We start from the raw sequence: 19,473 nt of genomic DNA, 5'->3' as shown, positions 1-19,473 counted from the left end.
TTTTTCGTTCTATCGAGAATTCCGGTCATGAAGGGTCAAAGTCATTAAGGGTCATTTTCATTTTCAAACCCCAAAGATTCCGGTCACGGTCATTTCCGGTCATTAAGGATTTCAGATTATCAAAATATCCCTCTATCATATAAAATAAGGTTAAATTAAGTTCGCTCTGCAAACAAAATCCATTCGTAAAATCACTTTTTTCTGAATATTTTTTGTATTTTTGCAGATATATTGCGCTGATGGCGTATTTGCACATGAATTAATAACAAAATAAATAACTAAGTATATGAGCATTAAAAAGAATGGGATATATTGGAAGGGCATCAAGCGCCGGATAGGGAGATTCTTTGAGAAGGTGCACGAATGTATACTTATCTTCACCGACTGGCTTGGGTAAGCACACATAGTAGATAGACTGCGTAAATAGACAGCAAAACATTGAAATAATTGATGGAAACAGAAAGAATTTTACTTCGCCATTGGCAAGAATCGGATGCAGAGGCGCTCTTCAAGTACGCTTCAGACCCTGACGTTGGACCTCGTGCAGGATGGCCAGCACATAAGTCTGTAAAGGAAAGTCAGGAGATAATCCGGACATTCTTCCATAATGAAACGACATGGGCGATTGTGTTGAAAGAGACTGGCGAGGCTATCGGCTGCATCGGCTACTACACCCATGAAACCAGCAACATCCCTATCGGAGAAAACGACTGCGAGGTGGGCTACTGGATAGGAAAACCTTATTGGAACAAGGGAATCTGCACCGAAGCCTTGAAGCTGATGCTCGACTACTGCATCAACGAGAAGCATTTCGAAAACATCTGGGCAGACCATTTCACCGGGAATCCAGCTTCGGGAAGAGTTATGGAGAAATGCGGTTTCTCAGACACCGGAATGCTGAACCGATGCAGCCAACTTGTGGGTGGCGACAAGGATATGGTGAAAGTATTTAAGTACAAAGGATTAAAATAAATTAAAAGAATATGAAGCATAAAGTAAAAGTGACCGTAATAGACAAGAAAATCTATCCGGAACTACAGGAGAAGTATTGCGCCGACCCTAAAGCAGGAATGTGTCCATGCTACAATGTTGGCGATGAGTTTATCTTTGAGCGTGACGAAGAGTACGACCATTTCTGGCATGGAGGATTGAATACGCTCGTCAAAACATCCGCTGACCCGAACACTGTAGCTGGAGGTCCGAAAATGCCACATTGCTCTGAGGCATGGGATGCTATTTCACGATATATATACACCGGACTGCAAGGTGGTTCAATCATGAAGGGGTGGATGAAGCGTGAAAACGAAATGATATGCTGTTGTTCTGACGGAACAAGACCAGTCATATTCAAAATTGAGCGTATAGACGAAGAGTAGTTGTTTTGCGGGGCATGGATGGTATGGTTGGGGTTGGTCGCTGCTTAATTAGGATAAAAATAATCAAATTAATTAGGATAAAATGAGAAAGGAATCAAGAGCAATGGATAGCCAATGGGCATTGGAAGTAATGCACAAGGCTCCGTACATGACTGTAAGTTTCATTGACGAAGACGGCAAACCTTACGGTTTACCTCTGTCGCTCGCATCAGATGATGATGTGAACTGGTATTTTCATGGTGCCCTGGAAGGCAAGAAACTGGAGGCAATCAAGGCTCATCCCGAGGTCTGCCTTTCAGCCGTAACCCGTTGCACGCCTACGGTTGGTCCGAAGGACGGCAGTTTCACCCTGCAATACAAATCTGCCATCGCATTCGGCAAGGCAGAAATCGTGACCGAGGATGCAGAGAAGATTCATGGTCTCCGACTGATCAGTGAGCGTTTCCTTCCTCAGCACATGGACGCTTTCGACCCGAGCATCGCCCGTTCCCTATCACGCACGGCAGTAGTTCGCATCACGCTTACTGAACCGCCAACCGGCAAACGCAAGCAGTATGATAAGGAAGGCGTGGAAATGAAATATGGCAGAATGGAATAAACTCCGATAAAGGTAATATCTTCCGAAAAACAGGTATAAGAATATTAAGGAAATCTGCATAACTTTGCACCAGAATTAAAATATAAGATAAATATTAAGATAGAATGAAGAAAATAATCGTAATTTCTACCAGTCTGCGTACTGGTTCAAACAGCGACATGCTCGCTGATCAGTTTATCGAAGGTGCTAAGGCTGCAGGTCATGAAGTGGAAAAGATTTATCCTGAGAGCCATCTTGCCGGCACTCTGTTCTGCGGTGGTGTTGTCGCTCCACGTACCATTGATGGCAACAGGAAATTGCAGGAAGCATACGAGTTAGGTAAATCAGTCAAGGGATAGAGACTCAACTATTGAATCTTATGAAAAAATTTGCAACATTTATTATATTAACAACTTTTTCACTCAATATAATGGCACAACAGAAAATAGTACAGACAGCAGGGCGCACCCAATGGGTGAGTTTGCCCCAGAGTTCGCCCACCTCAACGACGACATCCTCTTCGGAGAAGTATGGAGCCGCAATGACCTGCTTTCATTGCGCGACCGCAGTTTGGTAACAATCACTTCGCTTATCAGCCAAGGAATCACCGACAATTCGCTGAAATATCACTTGCAGCCGGACGTGGCTGGTATCAGGAGGAAGGAAAGCCTGCACAGTAAATATACTATTTATGAGAGAACGCCAAAAATATCCGTAGCCATTTTTACTACGTTTGAAAAAATGCATAACTTTTACCATTATTCTTGAATGCGATAACTTTAAGATATAAAATGGTTACAGATCTGTGATGTAACAATGAAAAATCACAAATATTTTACATACTTAAAAACTCCGTAAACCACTAAATTCATTGGCAGGTGCAACTGTTATGGAGTAATACTCTACGCACTTACTTCTTTATCGTTAATAATGCATAAATATTGGGGGTTGTATACGTTTTTTAATGTATTGCACCTTATCTTTGCTTATCGGAAATCATCCATAACCTAAAGTAATAGAAATAGAAAATGGCAAAGAGCAAAAAAGACTTTACATTACTTCTCATTGCGCTCTTTTGCAGTTCTTTGGCTCATGCACAAAAGCAAGTTCCTGCAGAACGGAAAGATTCCATTGACAATGGAAGTAATATAATAAAGATAGTTGGAAATCATTCCAACAAGGGTGCGGCCAACAACGCCCTCGACGTGTTGAGTGGTCAGGCTGCTGGTGTCAACGTGACATCCAACGGTCTTGATCGCATGGCTATGCTCAATAGTGTGCGAGTACGTGGTACAACCTCCATCATCGGTGGCAATGACCCTTTAGTGTTGATTGATGGGGTTACTTCTGACGTACTTACCCTATCAACCATCTATCCTGCAGACATCGAGAGTTTTCGTATATTGAAGAATGCTGCGGAGACCGCCATGTATGGTTCACGTGGAGCATCTGGTGTTATAGAGGTGAAAACCAAGAAAGGCACAGGACGAGGATTCCAGATCTCGTATGAGGGTAATGTGGGGTTCGAGCAGATGTACAAACACCTGGAGATGCTCAATGCTGCTGAATATGTTGCAACGGCAAAGGCATTGGGTATCTATTGCAACAACGGAGGTTTCAATACCGATAACTACAAGGTGATAACACGCACGGGTATGGTGAACAATCATTACCTTGCATTCAGCGGAGGTACGCCACAGTCAAACTATCGTGCATCTTTCGGAGTAATGGACCACAACACCATCATCAAGAAGATGGACTATAACGTTTTTGTTGCCAAAGTTGATGTGACCCAGAAAGCCTTCAATGACAGACTAACCGGAGAATTCGGAGTGTTCGGCTCTTCATTTAAAAACCATGACATCTTTGATACGCAGATGCTGTTTTATTCCGCAGCATGCCAGAACCCAACTTTCCCTGCTGGTACTGACGAGCATGGAAACTGGCTGAAAAACGAATCTGCAACGCATGTCAACCCACCCGGGATATTGCTTGAAGAGAAAAACGACTCCAAGGATTTGAACTTTGACGCACACATAAAGCTGAGCTACGATTTCAATAAGAACTGGCGTGTATCCACGTTCGGCTCTTACCTGTATGGCTCTACCGAAAACGGACAATTCTGTCCGACATGGGTATGGGCACAAGGCAACGTGTACCGTGGAGAATTCAAGAAAGAGGAATGGCTTGGCAATGTATCTCTTGATTTCAACAAAGAGTTCGGCATACATAAGGTCTCAGCTGGAGTAAGCAGTGAATACAGAAAACTGAGAAAAACTGCTTTCTGGGTGTATGCTAAGGGAATACCTACAAACGATTTTCATTACGACAATCTCGGTGCGACGGCAGCCCGTCCATACGGTGGAACAGAAAGCACTTACGAAGACCAGTCCCTGGCTTCTGTAATGGGAAGCATTACTTATAATCTGCTTGACAGATATACCTTAGCAGTTAATGCACGCGGTGACGGATCGTCAATGGTAGGAGACAACAATACATGGGGATTCTTCCCTTCAGTATCATTCACTTGGGACATGAAGAAGGAAAGCTTCCTTGCCAACATAAAACCGCTGTCGATGCTCAAACTCCGCACGGGTTTGGGACAGGCCGGCAACCTTGGCGGTATCTCCGCCTACACAACCATGAACACCGTAAGGCAGACTGGCATTGTTCCGGTAAAGAGTTCTCCAACAGTAACCCTTGGTATGGTAAGAAACAACAATCCTGATTTGAAGTGGGAAACGAAGACAACGTTTAACCTCGGTGCGGACATTGGTCTCTTTGCCAACAGGCTTATGCTTACAGCGGAGTATTACTATTCCAAGACCACCGACATGCTCTACGCCTATGAGGTTCCGGTTCCACCATTCGCATATAATACATTGCTGGCAAACATCGGTTCAATGTCAAACCGCGGATTTGAGCTGGGCTTGTCCGTGCAGCCAATCAGCAAGAAGGACATGGATCTTAACATCAATATGAACCTGTCGTTTCAAAGCAACAAACTTATCTCGCTAAGTGGAGATTACAAGGGAATGAGCATGTCGGCAGCAAACATCACCGCTATTGGATCATTGGATGGTGCTGGTCAAAACGGCGGCGACAACAACGTGGTCTATCAGATTGTTGGACAGCCACTTGGCGTTTTCTACCTACCCCATTGCAAGGGACTTGTCAAGAACGAGAACGGCAGCTATTTTTACGACATAGAGGACCTTGACCATAATGGCAATGTGGACTTAAGCGATGGAGGCGACCGATACATTGCAGGACAAGCCACACCAAAGGTGATCCTTGGCTCAAACATCAGTTTCAGATACAAGAATTACTATATCTCCATACAGATGAATGGAGCATTCGGGCACAAGATTTTCAACGGAACAGGACTAGCTTACACAAGCATGGCTTGCTTCCCAGACTACAATGTCTTGAAGGATGCTCCAAAGAAGAACATCGTAGATCAGAGAGTCTCTGACTACTGGCTTGAAAAAGGTGACTACCTGAACTTCGAGCATCTGACAATAGGCTACAATGTGCCTTTGAGGAGCAAACTTATTCGTTCATTGCGTGTATCATGCAACATTAGCAACATTGGAACAATCACCGGATATAAAGGTTTGACACCAATGATAAACAGCTATGTTGTCAACAGTACGATGGGTATTGACGACAAGCGCAACTATCCATTATACCGTACTTACTCATTGGGACTGAGTGTACAATTTTAAAACGAAAAGAGTATGAAGACTATTATTAAATACATATTAGCAGCACCGTTAATGCTTTGTTTCAGCAGCTGTCTGGATGAGCATCCCAAAGACCAGCTGGACCAGGAGGCAATCTACAACAATGCTGATAATATATACAAAAACGCAGTAGCTTCCCTGTACAATTACATAGGGAGCAATCAGGAGTCGGAAGGGCTTCAAGGAACTTGCCGGGGTATTTACGACTACAATACCTTGACCACTGACGAGGCAATGAATCCAATCCGTGGTGGAGACTGGTATGATGGCGGTTTGTGGGAGAACATGTATCAGCACAAATGGAATGCCAATGATATTAATTTATATAATGTATGGAAATACCTCTTCAAGGTAATTGTTATATCTAACCAGTCGCTTTCTATCATTGATAGCCATAAGAGTCTGCTTTCTGCAGAACAGACAAGAAATTTCACGGCAGAGGTAAGAGCTGTACGAGCCTTGTTCTACTATTATGCGATGGATATGTTCGGGCGTGTTCCTATCGTAACATCATACGACGTGAAATTGGAGCAGGTAACGCAAAGCGAAAGAAGTGAGGTATTCAAGTTTATTGTTGACGAGTTGCAGGATGTTGCCCCACAGCTCGCCGATGAGCATTCCAACAAGGAGGGGGACTATTACGGACGTGTGACACGCCCTGTCGCAAACTTCCTGCTTGCAAAGCTTGCCTTGAATGCGGAAATATATACGGATGATAACTGGACCGACGGAAAGCGTCAGGACGGGAAAAGCATTTACTTCAATGTAAATGGCGAGAAAAAGAACGCTTGGGAAACCTGCATCTGGTATTGCGAGCAACTGCGGCAAGAAGGCTATGAGTTGGAGAGCGACTACGCATCGAACTTTGCGGTTCATAATGAAAATTCCAAGGAGAACATCTTCACAATCCCATTGGACAAGAACTTATATTTGAACGAATACCACTATCTTTTCCGCTCACGCCACTACAAACATGGCGGAGCTTATGGTGGTTCTTCCGAAAACGGCACATGTGCAACTGTTTCAACCGTCAAGGCTTTCGGTTACGGAACTGATCATGTTGACAATAGATTCAAGATAAACTTCTATGCAGATACCGTGCTTGTTGACGGAAAGAAGATATATTTGGACAACGGGAAGCCGTTGGTGTATATGCCGCTGGAACTGAAACTGAACCTCAGCGACAGCCCATATAAACAGACGGCAGGTGCTCGTGTAGGCAAATACGAGGTTGATCGAACCGCCTATTCTGACGGACGGCAGGTTGACAACGATATCGTCCTTTTTAGATATGGTGACGCGCTGTTGATGGAAGCCGAGGCGAAAGTTCGCAATGGCGAGGATGGTTCAATAGAGCTGAACGCTATAAGAGACCGAGTAGGAATGCCTCATGTGGAAGCCAATTTGGACAACATTCTAAAGGAGCGTCTGCTAGAATTGGTTTGGGAAGGTTGGAGACGTCAAGATCTCATCCGTTTTGGCAAATATACCAAGGAATATGATCAAAGAACTCCATTAGAAAAGGAGTCTACCGGATTTACAACGGTTTTCCCAATACCACAAAGATGTCTGGATTTAAACAAGAAATTAAAACAGAATCCAAGTTATTGATATAGTTGCCATAAGCTTTTCATTCACATGTTTAGTCTGCCCTGCCAAGACTGCCAAGGTGAGCGCACATCATTGCACAGCAAATTGGAGCTTTTGATGTTTCAGCACTGCGTAAGCCTTTGTGCAGTCTTGGCTATAACTAAAAAGAACCTTCTGTAAATTGGTCTACTTCCTATTATTTGAGAACTGATATCCACTAAACTTGCGAAACGATTTCTTATGCTATATAGTACTTGCGAAGACTTTTTTTATTTTATATTGCTTTACTTTAACTGTTTTTTGCGGGTGGAATATTAAATCTGTTAAAAAAACTCAAGGAAATCTTATATCTTACCAACTATTAATACCTTTGCACGCAATTTATAATCAATATAGTATTGTAAAAGTCTCCAGCTAAGGAGTCATTTTTACCTGCTAAGATAATGCTTATTCAAAAGGATAACTTATTATTTAAGAGAATAAATATGAAAGAAAAAACAGAAAGTTCAGTAGCCTGCCATCATCGAGTAGGCTTCCTGGGATTGCTCATCACTCTGGGCATTGTGTTTGGAGATATAGGTACATCCCCACTCTACGTGATGAAGGCCATCCTGCACACGGGTGAAGCCATCAACGAGAGCACCATCCTGGGCGCATTGTCGTGCATCATCTGGACACTCACCCTGCAGACCACCATCAAATACGTATGTGTGGCGCTGCGTGCCGACAACAATGGCGAAGGAGGCATTCTCGCCCTCTACGCCCTGTTACGCAAGATGAAGAGAAAGTGGATTTACCTGTTGGCCATCATCGGTGCCAGCACCTTGCTGGCAGATGGAATCATCACACCTGCAATCACGGTTACCACAGCCATCGAAGGACTCGAAAGCATCAGCCCCCACCTGCCAGTCATCCCCATCACACTGGGCATCATCACCATCATCTTCTTTGTGCAACGCTTTGGCACAGAGAGTATTGGCAAGTCGTTCGGAGTATTCATGCTGATATGGTTCCTGCTGCTGGGCGTAACGGGAGCTTTCAGCATCACCTCTTACCCATTGATTCTGAAGGCCTTCAACCCCTACTATGCTGCCATGCTGCTGGCAAAATCGCCAGAGTGGTTTCTGATTCTGGGTGCCGTGTTCCTCTGTACCACCGGTGCTGAGGCTCTTTACTCCGACCTGGGTCACTGCGGCAGAAAGAACATCACCATCAGCTGGCTTTTCGTAAAGGCCATGCTCATCCTCAACTATCTGGGTCAGGGAGCATGGGTACTGAACCATATCCAGACTGCCTCCTCCGTGAATCCGTTCTTTTCCATCATGCCGCAGAGCATGCTGATTTTTGCCATCATCATGGCCACGGGTGCGGCAATCGTTGCCAGTCAGGCTCTTATCAGCGGAACCTTCTCCATATTGAGCGAAGCCATGAACCTGCACTTCTGGCCACGCATGCGAATCAAGCATCCTACCCATGTAAAGGGTCAGCTCTATATCCCGGTAATCAATCGCGCCATGTACATCGGTGTGGTTCTCATCATCCTGCTCTTCCGCGACTCCTCGCACATGGAGGCAGCTTATGGTCTCGCCATCACCATCACCATGCTGATGACCACCCTGCTGCTCGGTTTCTACCTGCGCACCAAGGGTGTGGCGCGCATCTTCATCTTGCTCTTTATGGGCGCATATTGCGTTATCGAGGGCATTTTCCTTGCAGCCAATCTGTCAAAGTTTATCGCAGGAGGATGGTGTACGATGCTCATAGGCGGAATCCTGTTCCTGATGATGTATGTATGGGTCCGCGCCATCAAGATTCGCCAACATTACATCAGTACCAAACCGCTGGATGAGTATTATCAGATTATCTCCGATATCAAGGCCGACGAGAGCATCCCCAAGTACGCTTCCAACCTGGTTTATGTGAACCATGCCGGCAAGGAAGGTGCGGTGGATGACAAGCTGCTCTATTCCATCATCAACAAGCAGCCCAAGCGTGCTGACCATTACTGGCTTATCAATCTGGAATTTGCTGATACTCCTGACACGCTGGAATACAGTTGCGAGACCCTGGTTCCCGACACTCTCTACAGTGTAACCATGCGCATAGGTTTCCGCATTGAGCCTAGGGTGAGCCTCTATCTGCGACAAGTGGTAGAAGATCTGGTGGCAAGCAGGAAGGTGGATTTGAGAAGCACCTATCCTTCGCTCCGCAAAAATGGAATTCCTGGCGATTTCCGCTTCATCATCATCCACCGCGTATATTACCCGGAGAGTTCCGACAACCGTCAGCAGAACCTGCTGATGACCATCTATGCCCTTATCGGCAAGATAGGCATTGACGAGCCTAAGGCCTTGGGCCTCGACACATCCATGGTGGTGGTAGAACGTGTACCGCTCATCATCAACCATAGCAACAGAAGCATCAGGCGCATTTCTCAGATAGTTGAAGAAGAAGCAGAAGAAAAAGAAGAAGTATAAGAAGAATAGCAAACCCCACCAACTTTCCCATTCCGGTAAGGATGCGGATGGTTGGTGGGGATTTTCATTTTATAAAAATCGGTGGTCTGAAGGTGCTTCATGCAGCAGATATCGTTGAAATCTATAATGCATTTATGCAAATATTCATCAAGCAGAAGTTCCCGCTTAATGAAGCGGGGCTTCTGCTGATGGCTGACCGGGCAGGACGCGCAGATGATAGCGGTTGCCGTCAAATTCTACACGCATCAGTTGATTGAGTTCGGAAGAAGTCTTCTGAAGATAATTTGCCAAATCGATGGCTACATGACCCATCGTTCTGCGCAGATTGACCTCTATGCATTCGTTCACTCCGAAATCATCCTGCACATCAGAAGAAGCACCATCAGAAGCCGGAAGATTCTGTTCCTTGGCATAAATCATCATATCCACCCCAAACGGACCACTATAGATTCCCTTCAGGGCTGGCTCCATCATGTCAATGACATGCTGGCGAATCTGCAGCAATCGCTCCGGGCTGACGTAACGAGCCATCATCTCCTCCTTTTTGTCTTCCGGGCAGAGAACATTTCCCGAATAAGCATTCTTGATGGTGTCGAAAAGCGACAAGCCACGATAGAGCACCTTGCCATCCACCATTTCAAACTCCATGCCGAAATCCATTACCTTATTATAATAAGGCTCAACGGTAACTCCACCCTGGCGGTAAATAATATTACCCACCCATCTTTCGAAAGACGGATAATCGCTGCCTTCCCTGAATTCATCAGCAGAAACGAAGCGCACTCCCCTGCCACTACTGCTCCAGGGAGCCTTGATGACAGCCTTGCCCCACTCCCTGACGAGAGACTTCACCTCTGCCACGGACTGGACAAACCTAACCCCGCTCTGAAGATGCTCTGCAGCCCATTGGCGACTGCTTATCGCGCGTACCTTATTTAATATAGCATCGCTCGGCAAGGCTATTTCCGGTATTCCGATGTGTTCCAGCTCTCCCTTCAGGCTCAAATCCCATCCCCAGGGATGAACGCTGTCAAGAAATTCCGTCTTGATAAAATGTGCTAACTGAACTTTAGTGATAAACTCAACCTTATCAACAAGATCACCTCCAAGATGGCGCACCTTGTCACGGGCATTATCTATGTCGTCGACCAAGACCAAATCACCTTCATCAGCCCATAAAGCAGGGATGAAGGAAAGGTCACTCCTGAGTTGGCGTCCTGCATGTGGAGCAGTAAACTGACGCAAATTTGAGGCCAAAGCCAAATCGTGTTCTGGATTGAAGATATGTAGTTTCATGCTGCAAAGTTATAAATAAATCGTTGAAAAACTGCAAAATCAGACCAATTTTACTTAGAATAGTGCTAAATAAAATAAAAAAAGTTACTTTTTGCTATCTAGACTTTGCAAATTAGAAATAATTAATTACCTTTGCATCATAAAACAAAAAAGTAATAAAAGACAACTCATGGAAGAAGCATTCTTCAGAACACATACATACCTCGTAGAGCATACGAACGCCCCAGTAAGACGTACCTTGATGGACGAAATAGACTGGAGCGACCGCATGATAGGCATAAAGGGAACAAGAGGCGTAGGCAAGTCTACCTTCCTCCTCCAGTATGCCAAAGAGCACTTTGGCCCTACCGACCGCAAGTGCCTGTATGTAAACATGAACAATTTCTATTTCCAGAGTAGAGGCATTGCAGATTTTGCAGGCGATTTCGTGAAGCAAGGCGGCAGAACACTGCTCATAGATCAGGTTTTCAAACAGCCCGACTGGAGCAAGGAACTCAGAAAGTGCTATGACCTCTATCCAGAACTGAAAATTGTTTTCACCGGTTCCAGCGTAATGCGACTGAAGGAAGAGAACCCGGAACTGAACGGCGTGGTAAAGAGTTACAATCTGAGAGGATTCTCGTTCAGAGAATTCATCAATCTGCAGACGGGTAACAATTTCCAGCCATACGAACTGGACGATATCCTCCGCAACCATGAGCACATCATCAAGCAGATATTGCCGAAGGTGAGTCCGATGAAGTATTTCCAGGACTACTTGCACCACGGTTTTTATCCATTCTTTCTGGAGCACAGAAACTTCACAGAGAATCTACTAAAGACAATGAACATGATGACAGAGGTGGACATCCTCCTCATCAAGCAGATAGAACTGAAATATCTTACCAAGATAAAGCGTCTGTTCTACCAGCTGGCAGTGGAAGGAGCCAAAGCTCCAAACGTAAGCCAGCTTGCCGATAGCATCAATACGAGCAGAGCAACGGTCATGAACTACATCAAGTATCTGGCCGACGCACGACTCATCAATATGATCTATCCGGAAGGTCAGGACTTCCCTAAGAAACCGACCAAGGTGATGATGCACAATTCCAATCTGATGTACGCAATCTATCCGATACAGATTGACAAGCAGGAAGTGATGGAAACTTTCTTTGTCAACTCTCTTTGGAAAGACCACGTAGTGCACCAGGCAGGTAAGGACCATTACTATACTGTTGACGGTGAGAAGCGGTTCAGAATCTGCGACGCTCAATCTTCTAATAAAATGCGCAATAATCCCGACATCATCTACGCCCGATACAATACCGAGGTAGGCAAGGACAACAAGATTCCTTTGTGGCTTCTGGGATTTCTGTACTAAAAAAGAATTTTCGAAAGAAGAATTAAATACAAAACATTTTTAATATTTTATCTAAAAGTAAAATGGCAAAAGAGAAAAAATTTATCACTTGTGATGGTAACACAGCTGCCGCACACGTAAGCTACATGTTTACTGAGGTTGCTGCTATCTACCCTATTACTCCATCATCACCAATGGCGGAGCATGTAGATGAATGGGCTGCCAAAGGTCGTAAGAACCTTTTCGGTCAGCGAGTTTCTATCCAGGAAATGGAATCAGAGGCTGGTGCTGCCGGTGCAGTTCACGGTTCTCTTCAGGCTGGTGCCTTGACTTCAACTTACACTGCTTCTCAGGGTTTGTTGCTGATGATTCCTAACATGTACAAGATTGCTGGTGAGTTGCTCCCTTGCGTGTTCAACGTATCAGCTCGTACATTGGCTTCTCACTCACTTTGTATCTTCGGTGACCACCAGGACGTAATGGCTTGCCGCCAGACAGGTTTCGCTATGTTCTGCTCTGGTTCTGTTCAGGAGGTTATGGACCTCTCTGCAGTTCCTCACTTGGCTACATTGGAGACAAAGGTTCCTTTCATTAACTTCTTCGATGGTTTCCGTACTTCTCACGAGTACCACAAGATCGAGGAGATGGATATGGAAGACATCCGTCCATTGGTTAAGGAAGAGTTCATTGAGGACTTCCGTAACCGTGCTTTGACTCCTGAGCGTCCTGTAACTCGCGGTACTGCTGAGAACCCAGAGACATTCTTCACACACCGCGAGGCTTGCAACCCTTACTACGATGCAATCCCTGAGGTAGTAGAGAAGTACTGCCAGGAGATGACTAAGATCACTGGCCGTGAGTATCACCTCTTCAACTACTATGGTGCTGAGGATGCTGAGAACATCATCATCCTGATGGGTTCTGCAACAGAGCCAGCTCGCGAGGCTATCGACTACTTGAACAAGCAGGGCAAGAAGGTTGGTATGGTTGCAGTTCACCTCTTCCGTCCATTCTCTGTTGACTTCTTGAAGAAGACTATCCCAGCTACTGTTAAGCGTATCGCTGTTCTCGACCGTACTAAGGAGCCAGGTGCAGAGGGTGAGCCATTGTACCTCGACGTTAAGTCAGCTCTCTACGATGACGAGCGCAAGCCATTGATCGTTGGCGGTCGTTATGGTCTCGGTTCTTCTGATACAACTCCAGCTAAGATTGTTGCTGTATTCAAGAACCTCGAGTTGCCACAGCCAAAGAACCACTTCACTGTAGGTATCGTTGATGACGTTACATTCACTTCTCTCCCAGAAGAGGAGGAAATCCCAATGGGTGGTGACGACTTGTTCGAGGCTAAGTTCTACGGTTTGGGTGCTGACGGTACTGTTGGTGCTAACAAGAACTCAGTTCAGATCATCGGTAACAATACTAACAAGTATTGCCAGGCATACTTCTCTTACGACTCTAAGAAGTCTGGTGGTTTCACCTGCTCTCACTTGCGTTTCGGCGACAGCCCTATCCACAGTGCTTATCAGGTAAATACTCCTAACTTCGTAGCTTGCCACGTACAGGCTTACCTCCACATGTACGATGTAACTCGTGGTTTGCGTAAGAACGGTTTCTTCCTGTTGAACACTATCTTCGACGGCGAGGAGTTGGTTAACTTCATCCCTAACAAGGTAAAGCGTTACTTCGCTCAGAACAACATCACTGTTTACTATATCAACGCAACTAAGATTGCTCAGGAGATTGGTCTCGGTAACCGTACCAACACCATCCTCCAGTCTGCATTCTTCCGTATCACAGAGGTTATTCCTTTGGATCTCGCTGTAGAGCAGATGAAGGCATTCATCGTTAAGTCTTACTCTAAGAAGGGTCAGGACGTTGTTGACAAGAACTTTGGCGCTGTTGACCGTGGTGGTGAGTACAAGCAGTTGACAGTAGATCCAGCTTGGGCTAACCTCGCTGACGATGAGGCTAAGGAGGATAACGCTCCAGCATTCGTTAAGGAGCTCGTTCGTCCTATCAACGGCCAGGCAGGTGACCTCTTGAAGGTTTCTGACTTCGTTAAGCACAATACAGTTGACGGTACATGGCAGAACGGTACTGCAGCATTCGAGAAGCGTGGTGTTGAGGCATTCGTACCAGTATGGAACGTAGAGAACTGTATCCAGTGTAACAAGTGTTCATTCGTTTGTCCTCACGCAGCTATCCGTCCATTCGTATTGACCGACGAGGAGCTCGCAGGCATCGAGGGTCTCGAGACTCAGGATGTTAAGGCACCTAAGGCTTTGGCTGGAATGCACTTCCGCATCGAGACTTCAGTACTCGACTGTCTGGGTTGTGGTAACTGTGCTGACGTCTGCCCAGGTAAGAAGGGTGAGAAGGCGTTGACAATGGTTCCATTCAACGTAGACGCAGAGGATATGGTCAAGGAAGCAGCTAACTGGGAGTACCTCGTACACAACGTTGCTTCTAAGCAGGATCTCGTTGACATCAAGCAGAGCCCTAAGAATTCTCAGTTCGCTCAGCCATTGTTCGAGTTCTCTGGTGCTTGCTCTGGTTGTGGTGAGACTCCATACGTTAAGTTGATTTCTCAGCTCTTCGGTGATCGTCAGATGATTGCTAACGCTACTGGTTGTTCTTCAATCTACTCAGCTTCTATCCCATCTACTCCATATACAAAGAACGCTAAGGGTCAGGGTCCTGCATTCGACAACTCTTTGTTCGAGGACTTCTGCGAGTTCGGTCTCGGTATGGTAATGGGTAACAAGAAGATGAAGGAGCGCATCGCTCACTTGCTCGAGGAGGCTAAGGCTAGCGAGAAAGTTTCTGCTGAGTTCGTAGCTGCTGCTGACAAGTGGATGGCTAACATGAACGATTCAGAGGGTTCTAAGGAGGCTGCTGCAGAGTTGAAGCCTCTCATCGCTGCCTGCGCTGAGAAGGGTTGCCCTATCTGCAAGGAGCTCAAGACTTTGGATCACTACCTCGTTAAGCGTTCACAGTGGATCATCGGTGGTGACGGTGCTTCTTATGATATCGGTTACGGTGGTCTCGACCACGTATTGGCTTCTGGTGAGGATGTTAACATCTTGGTACTCGATACTGAGGTTTACTCTAACACTGGTGGTCAGTCTTCTAAGTCTACTCCACTCGGTGCTATCGCACAGTTCGCTGCTCAGGGTAAGCGTATCCGTAAGAAGGATCTCGGTTTGATGCAGACTACATACGGTTACATCTACGTAGCTCAGGTAGCTATGGGTGCTGACAATGCTCAGACATTGAAGGCTATCCGTGAGGCAGAGGCTTATCCAGGCCCATCACTCATCATCGCTTACGCACCATGTATCAACCACGGTTTGAAGCGTAAGGGCGGTATGGGTCGTTCACAGCACGAGGAAGAGTTGGCAGTTGAGTGCGGTTACTGGCACTTGTGGCGTTACAACCCACTGTTGGCTGATGAGGGTAAGAACCCATTCACACTCGACTCAAAGGCTCCTAACTGGGAGAACTTCCGCGACTTCTTGCTCGGTGAGGTTCGTTACCTCTCTGTACAGAAGGCATTCCCTAAGGAGGCTGATGAGCTCTTCTCTCAGGCAGAGAAGATGGCTAAGCTCCGTTACCAGACTTACGTTCGTAAGAGCCAGGAGGACTGGAGCGAGCAGATCTAGTATTATCAAAAAAACTTTAAGTTCTAAACATACGGGCCTTGGTTGCATTTTTGCAACCAAGGCTTTTTTAATAATATTATGCACAATCGAAGCAATATAACCACCCTATCCTAAAAAATGAAATAAATAGTTGCTTGTTTCATAAAAATAATGTATCTTTGCAAGAAAAATAGAAACGACAATGGAAAATAATAAAATAAATGTAGAAGAAATCATCAAGAATGATCTTTATCAATATCTTACTAGTAAAGACCTTGTAGACCAGCATCTGCCAGAAGCTCCTGACTTGGAACAACTCTGGGCAAAGGTTGGAGAAAGCTATCTTCCGGATGCACTGCGGGAGTTTAACAAATATCCTACCGTCAGCCTGGGCTGGATCATGTTCGTAGGAATGGCTCTGGCGAAGTATTGGGATGAAGATTGGGAACTCTACGGCAAGGTAGAAGACCACTACAAATATCTCAGAGACCGTATCGACTTCGACCACATGGACGACTATATCTGCGAGAAAGTTCTCCTCCTTGATGAAGCAAAGCATAAGGAACTGTCAGCCATCGTAGCCGAATGCGCTGCCCGCACCTTCCACCTGCTGATTCATCAGAATCTGCAGCCAGGAACCGAGGAAGCTTTCAGAGGCTTTATTGCGGCCCTTCACCAAATGTATCTCATGGGTATTGCCATGGAGCTGAAGGACCTGGGTTATCACATGACCCAACTGGCATAATCCTAATCAAAGGAGAATCTTAAACACTGATAATAAATTGAGAATGAAGAAATATATCATCCTGGCACTTTTGCTAGCTTTTTCTGCAAATACAATATACGCCCAATCATCGTCTATGACTGATGATCAGGTGATGAAATATGTTGTAAAGGAACATGAGCGCGGAACATCCAATGCCCAAATCGTAACCAAGCTGATGCAGCAAGGCGTTGACATTTCGCAAATCCGACGCGTTCGCAATAAGTATGAACGACAGATGAAACAAGGCGGTATTGCCGGAGCCTCTGAAGAGATTGCCGGCAAGGACGCAACACGTCTTCGTACGAACAACGGAAAAAGGAGAGAAGATTACAATAATGTCAACAAAAAGGCAGAAAACTACAGTAATTATCGCATAAAGGCAAAAGAGGATGAAAATTTCAAGCGTTCTTACGATGAAAATGATGCGGAATTCATGGATTTTCAGAATGAGATGGATTTCATCATCCCTGATTCTACCCTGATGCTCAAGCGCCTTCTTGCTGAAAAGGAAAAGAACCGCAAGAAGGTTTTCGGTCGTGACATCTTCAACAACAAGGAATTGAGTTTCGAACCGAATATGAACATCGCTACCCCACAGAACTATCGTCTGGGACCAGGTGATGCAGTCATCATTGACATCTATGGAGCTTCACAGAAAACCATTCAGAGCACCGTTTCTCCTGATGGAGAAGTAACTATCGAGGGTTATGGACCAGTAAACGTAAGTGGTCTTACCGTAGCCCAGGCTAATGCCCGACTCCGCAACACTCTGGGAAGCCGCTACCGTTCAAGCCGGGTGAAACTGACAGTTGGGCAAACCAAGACCATCATGGTTAACGTGATGGGCGAGGTAAAGGCACCGGGAACCTACACCCTCTCAGCCTTTGCCACCGTGTTCCATGCACTCTATATGGCAGGAGGAACAAACGACCTGGGAACCTTGCGCAACATCAAGGTTTATCGTAACAACCGCCTTGTAACGGTTGTAGACATCTATGATTACATCCTCAACGGCAAGCTTACGGGCAATGTAAGACTGGCAGATAATGACGTCATCGTCGTTGGTCCATACGATTGTCTCGTAACCATTACGGGTAAGGTAAAGCGCCCGATGATTTATGAGATGAAGAAGAATGAGAGCGTCAACTCCCTTCTTAAATATTCAGGAGGCTTTGCTGGAGATGCTTACAGAAAATCTGTCCGCGTGAACCGCAAGACCGGAAGGGAAAAATCCGTATATAACGTAGAAGAGTTTGATTTTGCCAACTTCCGCATTGATGATGGCGACTCAGTAAGCGTAGATTCCATTCTGCCTCGTTACGCCAACACCGTAGAGGTAAAGGGTGCCGTGTTCCGCCCTGGAATGTACAACCTTGGAGAACAGGTAAACAGCGTCCGTTCACTGATAGAGCATGCAGAAGGACTCACCGAAGATGCATTCACCAACAGAGCCGTAATGCATCGCATGAAGGCAGACCGCAACCTGGAAGTAATCAGCGTGGATTTAGCCGGAATCATGGCAGGCAACACACCGGACATTCCATTGAAGGAAAACGATGTACTCTTCATCCCTACCCGACAGGACAAGACAACAGAGCGCACCCTGACCATACGTGGCGAAGTGCAGTATCCTGGTGTCTACAAATATGCTGAGAATGAAACAGTTGAAGACTTCGTACTCCAGGCTGGAGGCTTGACTGACAAGGCTTCAACGGTTAACGTGATGGTAAGCAGACGAGTAAGCGATGCTAAGGCAACAGCACCCGACAGCATCATTGCGCAGACCTATATCCTGTCTTTGAAGGACGGTTTTGTCATTGACGGAACTCCGGGCTTCAAGCTGATGCCTTTTGACGAGGTAAGCATTCGCAAGAGTCCTGCCTATGCAGAACAGCAGAACGTAAAGATTGAGGGGGAGGTGATGTTTGGTGGCACTTATACTTTGAGCCGTCGCAATGTGCGCCTCAGTGATCTCTTCCAAAGAGCTGGTGGCGCAACCGAGCAAGCCTATATCAAGGGTGCCCGCCTGATGCGTAAGGCAAACGAAGCCGAAAAAGCTCGTATGGAAGCCGTCCTGAAAATGCAACGTGAACAGCAGCAGAAAAATCTTCTGCAACTGGCTGCCAGCAGCAACAATGCTAGCGCCATCACGCAGACAGCAAAGGAAGCCAAGGACGCGGATCTTCTGAAGTTCAATGTGCCGGAAGAATATCCTGTTGGTATTGATTTGGAAGAAGCGTTGAACAAGCCTGGCTCAGATGCAGACATCATCCTCAGGGAAGGTGACCGTCTGGTTGTGCCTCAATATAACGGTACGGTCAAGATCAACGGCGCTGTGATGTACGCCAATACGGTTGCCTACGAGAAGGGCAAGAGCGTATCCAAGTACATTGCCGAAGCTGGTGGCTATGCTTCAGACGCCTACAAGAGCAAATCCTACATCATCTACATGAACGGCAAGGTAGCCAAGGTGGGACATGGCACCAAGGTTCAGCCAGGCTGCGAGATAGTAGTACCTGCCAAGATGAAGCGCAAGATGAGCGTTGCAGAAACCATGAGTCTGGGTACAAGCATGAGCAGCATCGCAGCCATGATTGCGACGATAGCTAATCTGAGCAAGTAAATAAATGTAAGTACGTATGTGTACAGCTGACAAATAACATAG

Annotated in this window: 12 protein-coding genes and 1 pseudogene; 12 read left to right on the top strand and 1 reads right to left on the bottom strand. The window is 46.0% G+C overall.

Features of this window, described 5'->3' with window-relative positions; genetic code table 11:
* The first annotated feature begins 450 nt into the window (after nucleotides 1-450).
* The 8 genes and pseudogenes from F7D73_RS15000 (at nucleotide 451) to F7D73_RS14965 (ending at nucleotide 9,766) form a co-directional block, all read left to right on the top strand.
* Nucleotides 451-972: a GNAT family N-acetyltransferase gene (locus tag F7D73_RS15000; RefSeq protein ID WP_153126004.1), complete on the top strand. Its 522-nt coding sequence runs from the start codon at nucleotides 451-453 to the stop codon at nucleotides 970-972.
* An 11-nt stretch (nucleotides 973-983) separates the two neighbouring features.
* On the top strand, nucleotides 984-1,376 hold the full coding sequence (locus F7D73_RS14995) for a TIGR04076 family protein (protein ID WP_153126003.1): 393 nt from the start codon (nucleotides 984-986) through the stop codon (nucleotides 1,374-1,376).
* An 82-nt stretch (nucleotides 1,377-1,458) separates the two neighbouring features.
* Entirely contained in the window at nucleotides 1,459-1,974 is a 516-nt protein-coding gene (locus tag F7D73_RS14990) for a pyridoxamine 5'-phosphate oxidase family protein (protein ID WP_153126002.1), read from the top strand.
* 104 nt (nucleotides 1,975-2,078) lie between these two features.
* Nucleotides 2,079-2,312: an NAD(P)H-dependent oxidoreductase gene (locus tag F7D73_RS14985; RefSeq protein ID WP_153126000.1), complete on the top strand. Its 234-nt coding sequence runs from the start codon at nucleotides 2,079-2,081 to the stop codon at nucleotides 2,310-2,312.
* Nucleotides 2,313-2,332: 20 nt separating this feature from the next.
* Nucleotides 2,333-2,589, top strand: a pseudogene (locus F7D73_RS14980) (carboxymuconolactone decarboxylase family protein); the annotation flags it as partial.
* Nucleotides 2,590-2,981: 392 nt separating this feature from the next.
* Complete coding sequence (locus F7D73_RS14975) at nucleotides 2,982-5,681, top strand: SusC/RagA family TonB-linked outer membrane protein (RefSeq protein WP_153125999.1); 2,700 nt, start codon at nucleotides 2,982-2,984, stop codon at nucleotides 5,679-5,681.
* A gap of 12 nt (nucleotides 5,682-5,693) precedes the next feature.
* Complete coding sequence (locus F7D73_RS14970) at nucleotides 5,694-7,310, top strand: RagB/SusD family nutrient uptake outer membrane protein (RefSeq protein WP_153125998.1); 1,617 nt, start codon at nucleotides 5,694-5,696, stop codon at nucleotides 7,308-7,310.
* Nucleotides 7,311-7,774: 464 nt separating this feature from the next.
* Nucleotides 7,775-9,766: a KUP/HAK/KT family potassium transporter gene (locus tag F7D73_RS14965; protein WP_153125997.1), complete on the top strand. Its 1,992-nt coding sequence runs from the start codon at nucleotides 7,775-7,777 to the stop codon at nucleotides 9,764-9,766.
* Between the two features lie 165 nt (nucleotides 9,767-9,931).
* On the opposite strand, the gene F7D73_RS14960 is transcribed toward F7D73_RS14965, so the two are convergent.
* Nucleotides 9,932-11,062: a hypothetical protein gene (locus tag F7D73_RS14960; protein WP_153125996.1), complete on the bottom strand. Its 1,131-nt coding sequence runs from the start codon at nucleotides 11,060-11,062 to the stop codon at nucleotides 9,932-9,934.
* Nucleotides 11,063-11,231: 169 nt separating this feature from the next.
* On the opposite strand from F7D73_RS14960, the gene F7D73_RS14955 reads away from it, so the two are divergent.
* The 4 genes from F7D73_RS14955 to F7D73_RS14940 all read left to right on the top strand — a co-directional run bounded on the left by F7D73_RS14955 (nucleotide 11,232) and on the right by F7D73_RS14940 (nucleotide 19,431).
* On the top strand, nucleotides 11,232-12,422 hold the full coding sequence (locus tag F7D73_RS14955) for an ATP-binding protein (RefSeq protein ID WP_153125994.1): 1,191 nt from the start codon (nucleotides 11,232-11,234) through the stop codon (nucleotides 12,420-12,422).
* Between the two features lie 62 nt (nucleotides 12,423-12,484).
* A complete protein-coding gene (gene nifJ, locus F7D73_RS14950; protein WP_153096388.1) occupies nucleotides 12,485-16,063 on the top strand; it encodes a pyruvate:ferredoxin (flavodoxin) oxidoreductase in 3,579 nt (1,192 codons plus the stop codon).
* 181 nt (nucleotides 16,064-16,244) lie between these two features.
* Nucleotides 16,245-16,787 (top strand): hypothetical protein, encoded by a 543-nt coding sequence (locus tag F7D73_RS14945; protein ID WP_153125993.1) that lies wholly within the window; start codon nucleotides 16,245-16,247, stop codon nucleotides 16,785-16,787.
* Nucleotides 16,788-16,830: 43 nt separating this feature from the next.
* Entirely contained in the window at nucleotides 16,831-19,431 is a 2,601-nt protein-coding gene (locus F7D73_RS14940) for an SLBB domain-containing protein (protein ID WP_153125991.1), read from the top strand.
* Nucleotides 19,432-19,473 lie beyond the last annotated feature (42 nt).

Source organism: Segatella copri, assembly GCF_009494395.1.
Taxonomy (GTDB): domain Bacteria; phylum Bacteroidota; class Bacteroidia; order Bacteroidales; family Bacteroidaceae; genus Prevotella.
The sequence above is the reverse complement of the archived record's forward strand: the minus strand, read 5'-3'. Positions and strand labels throughout refer to the sequence as shown.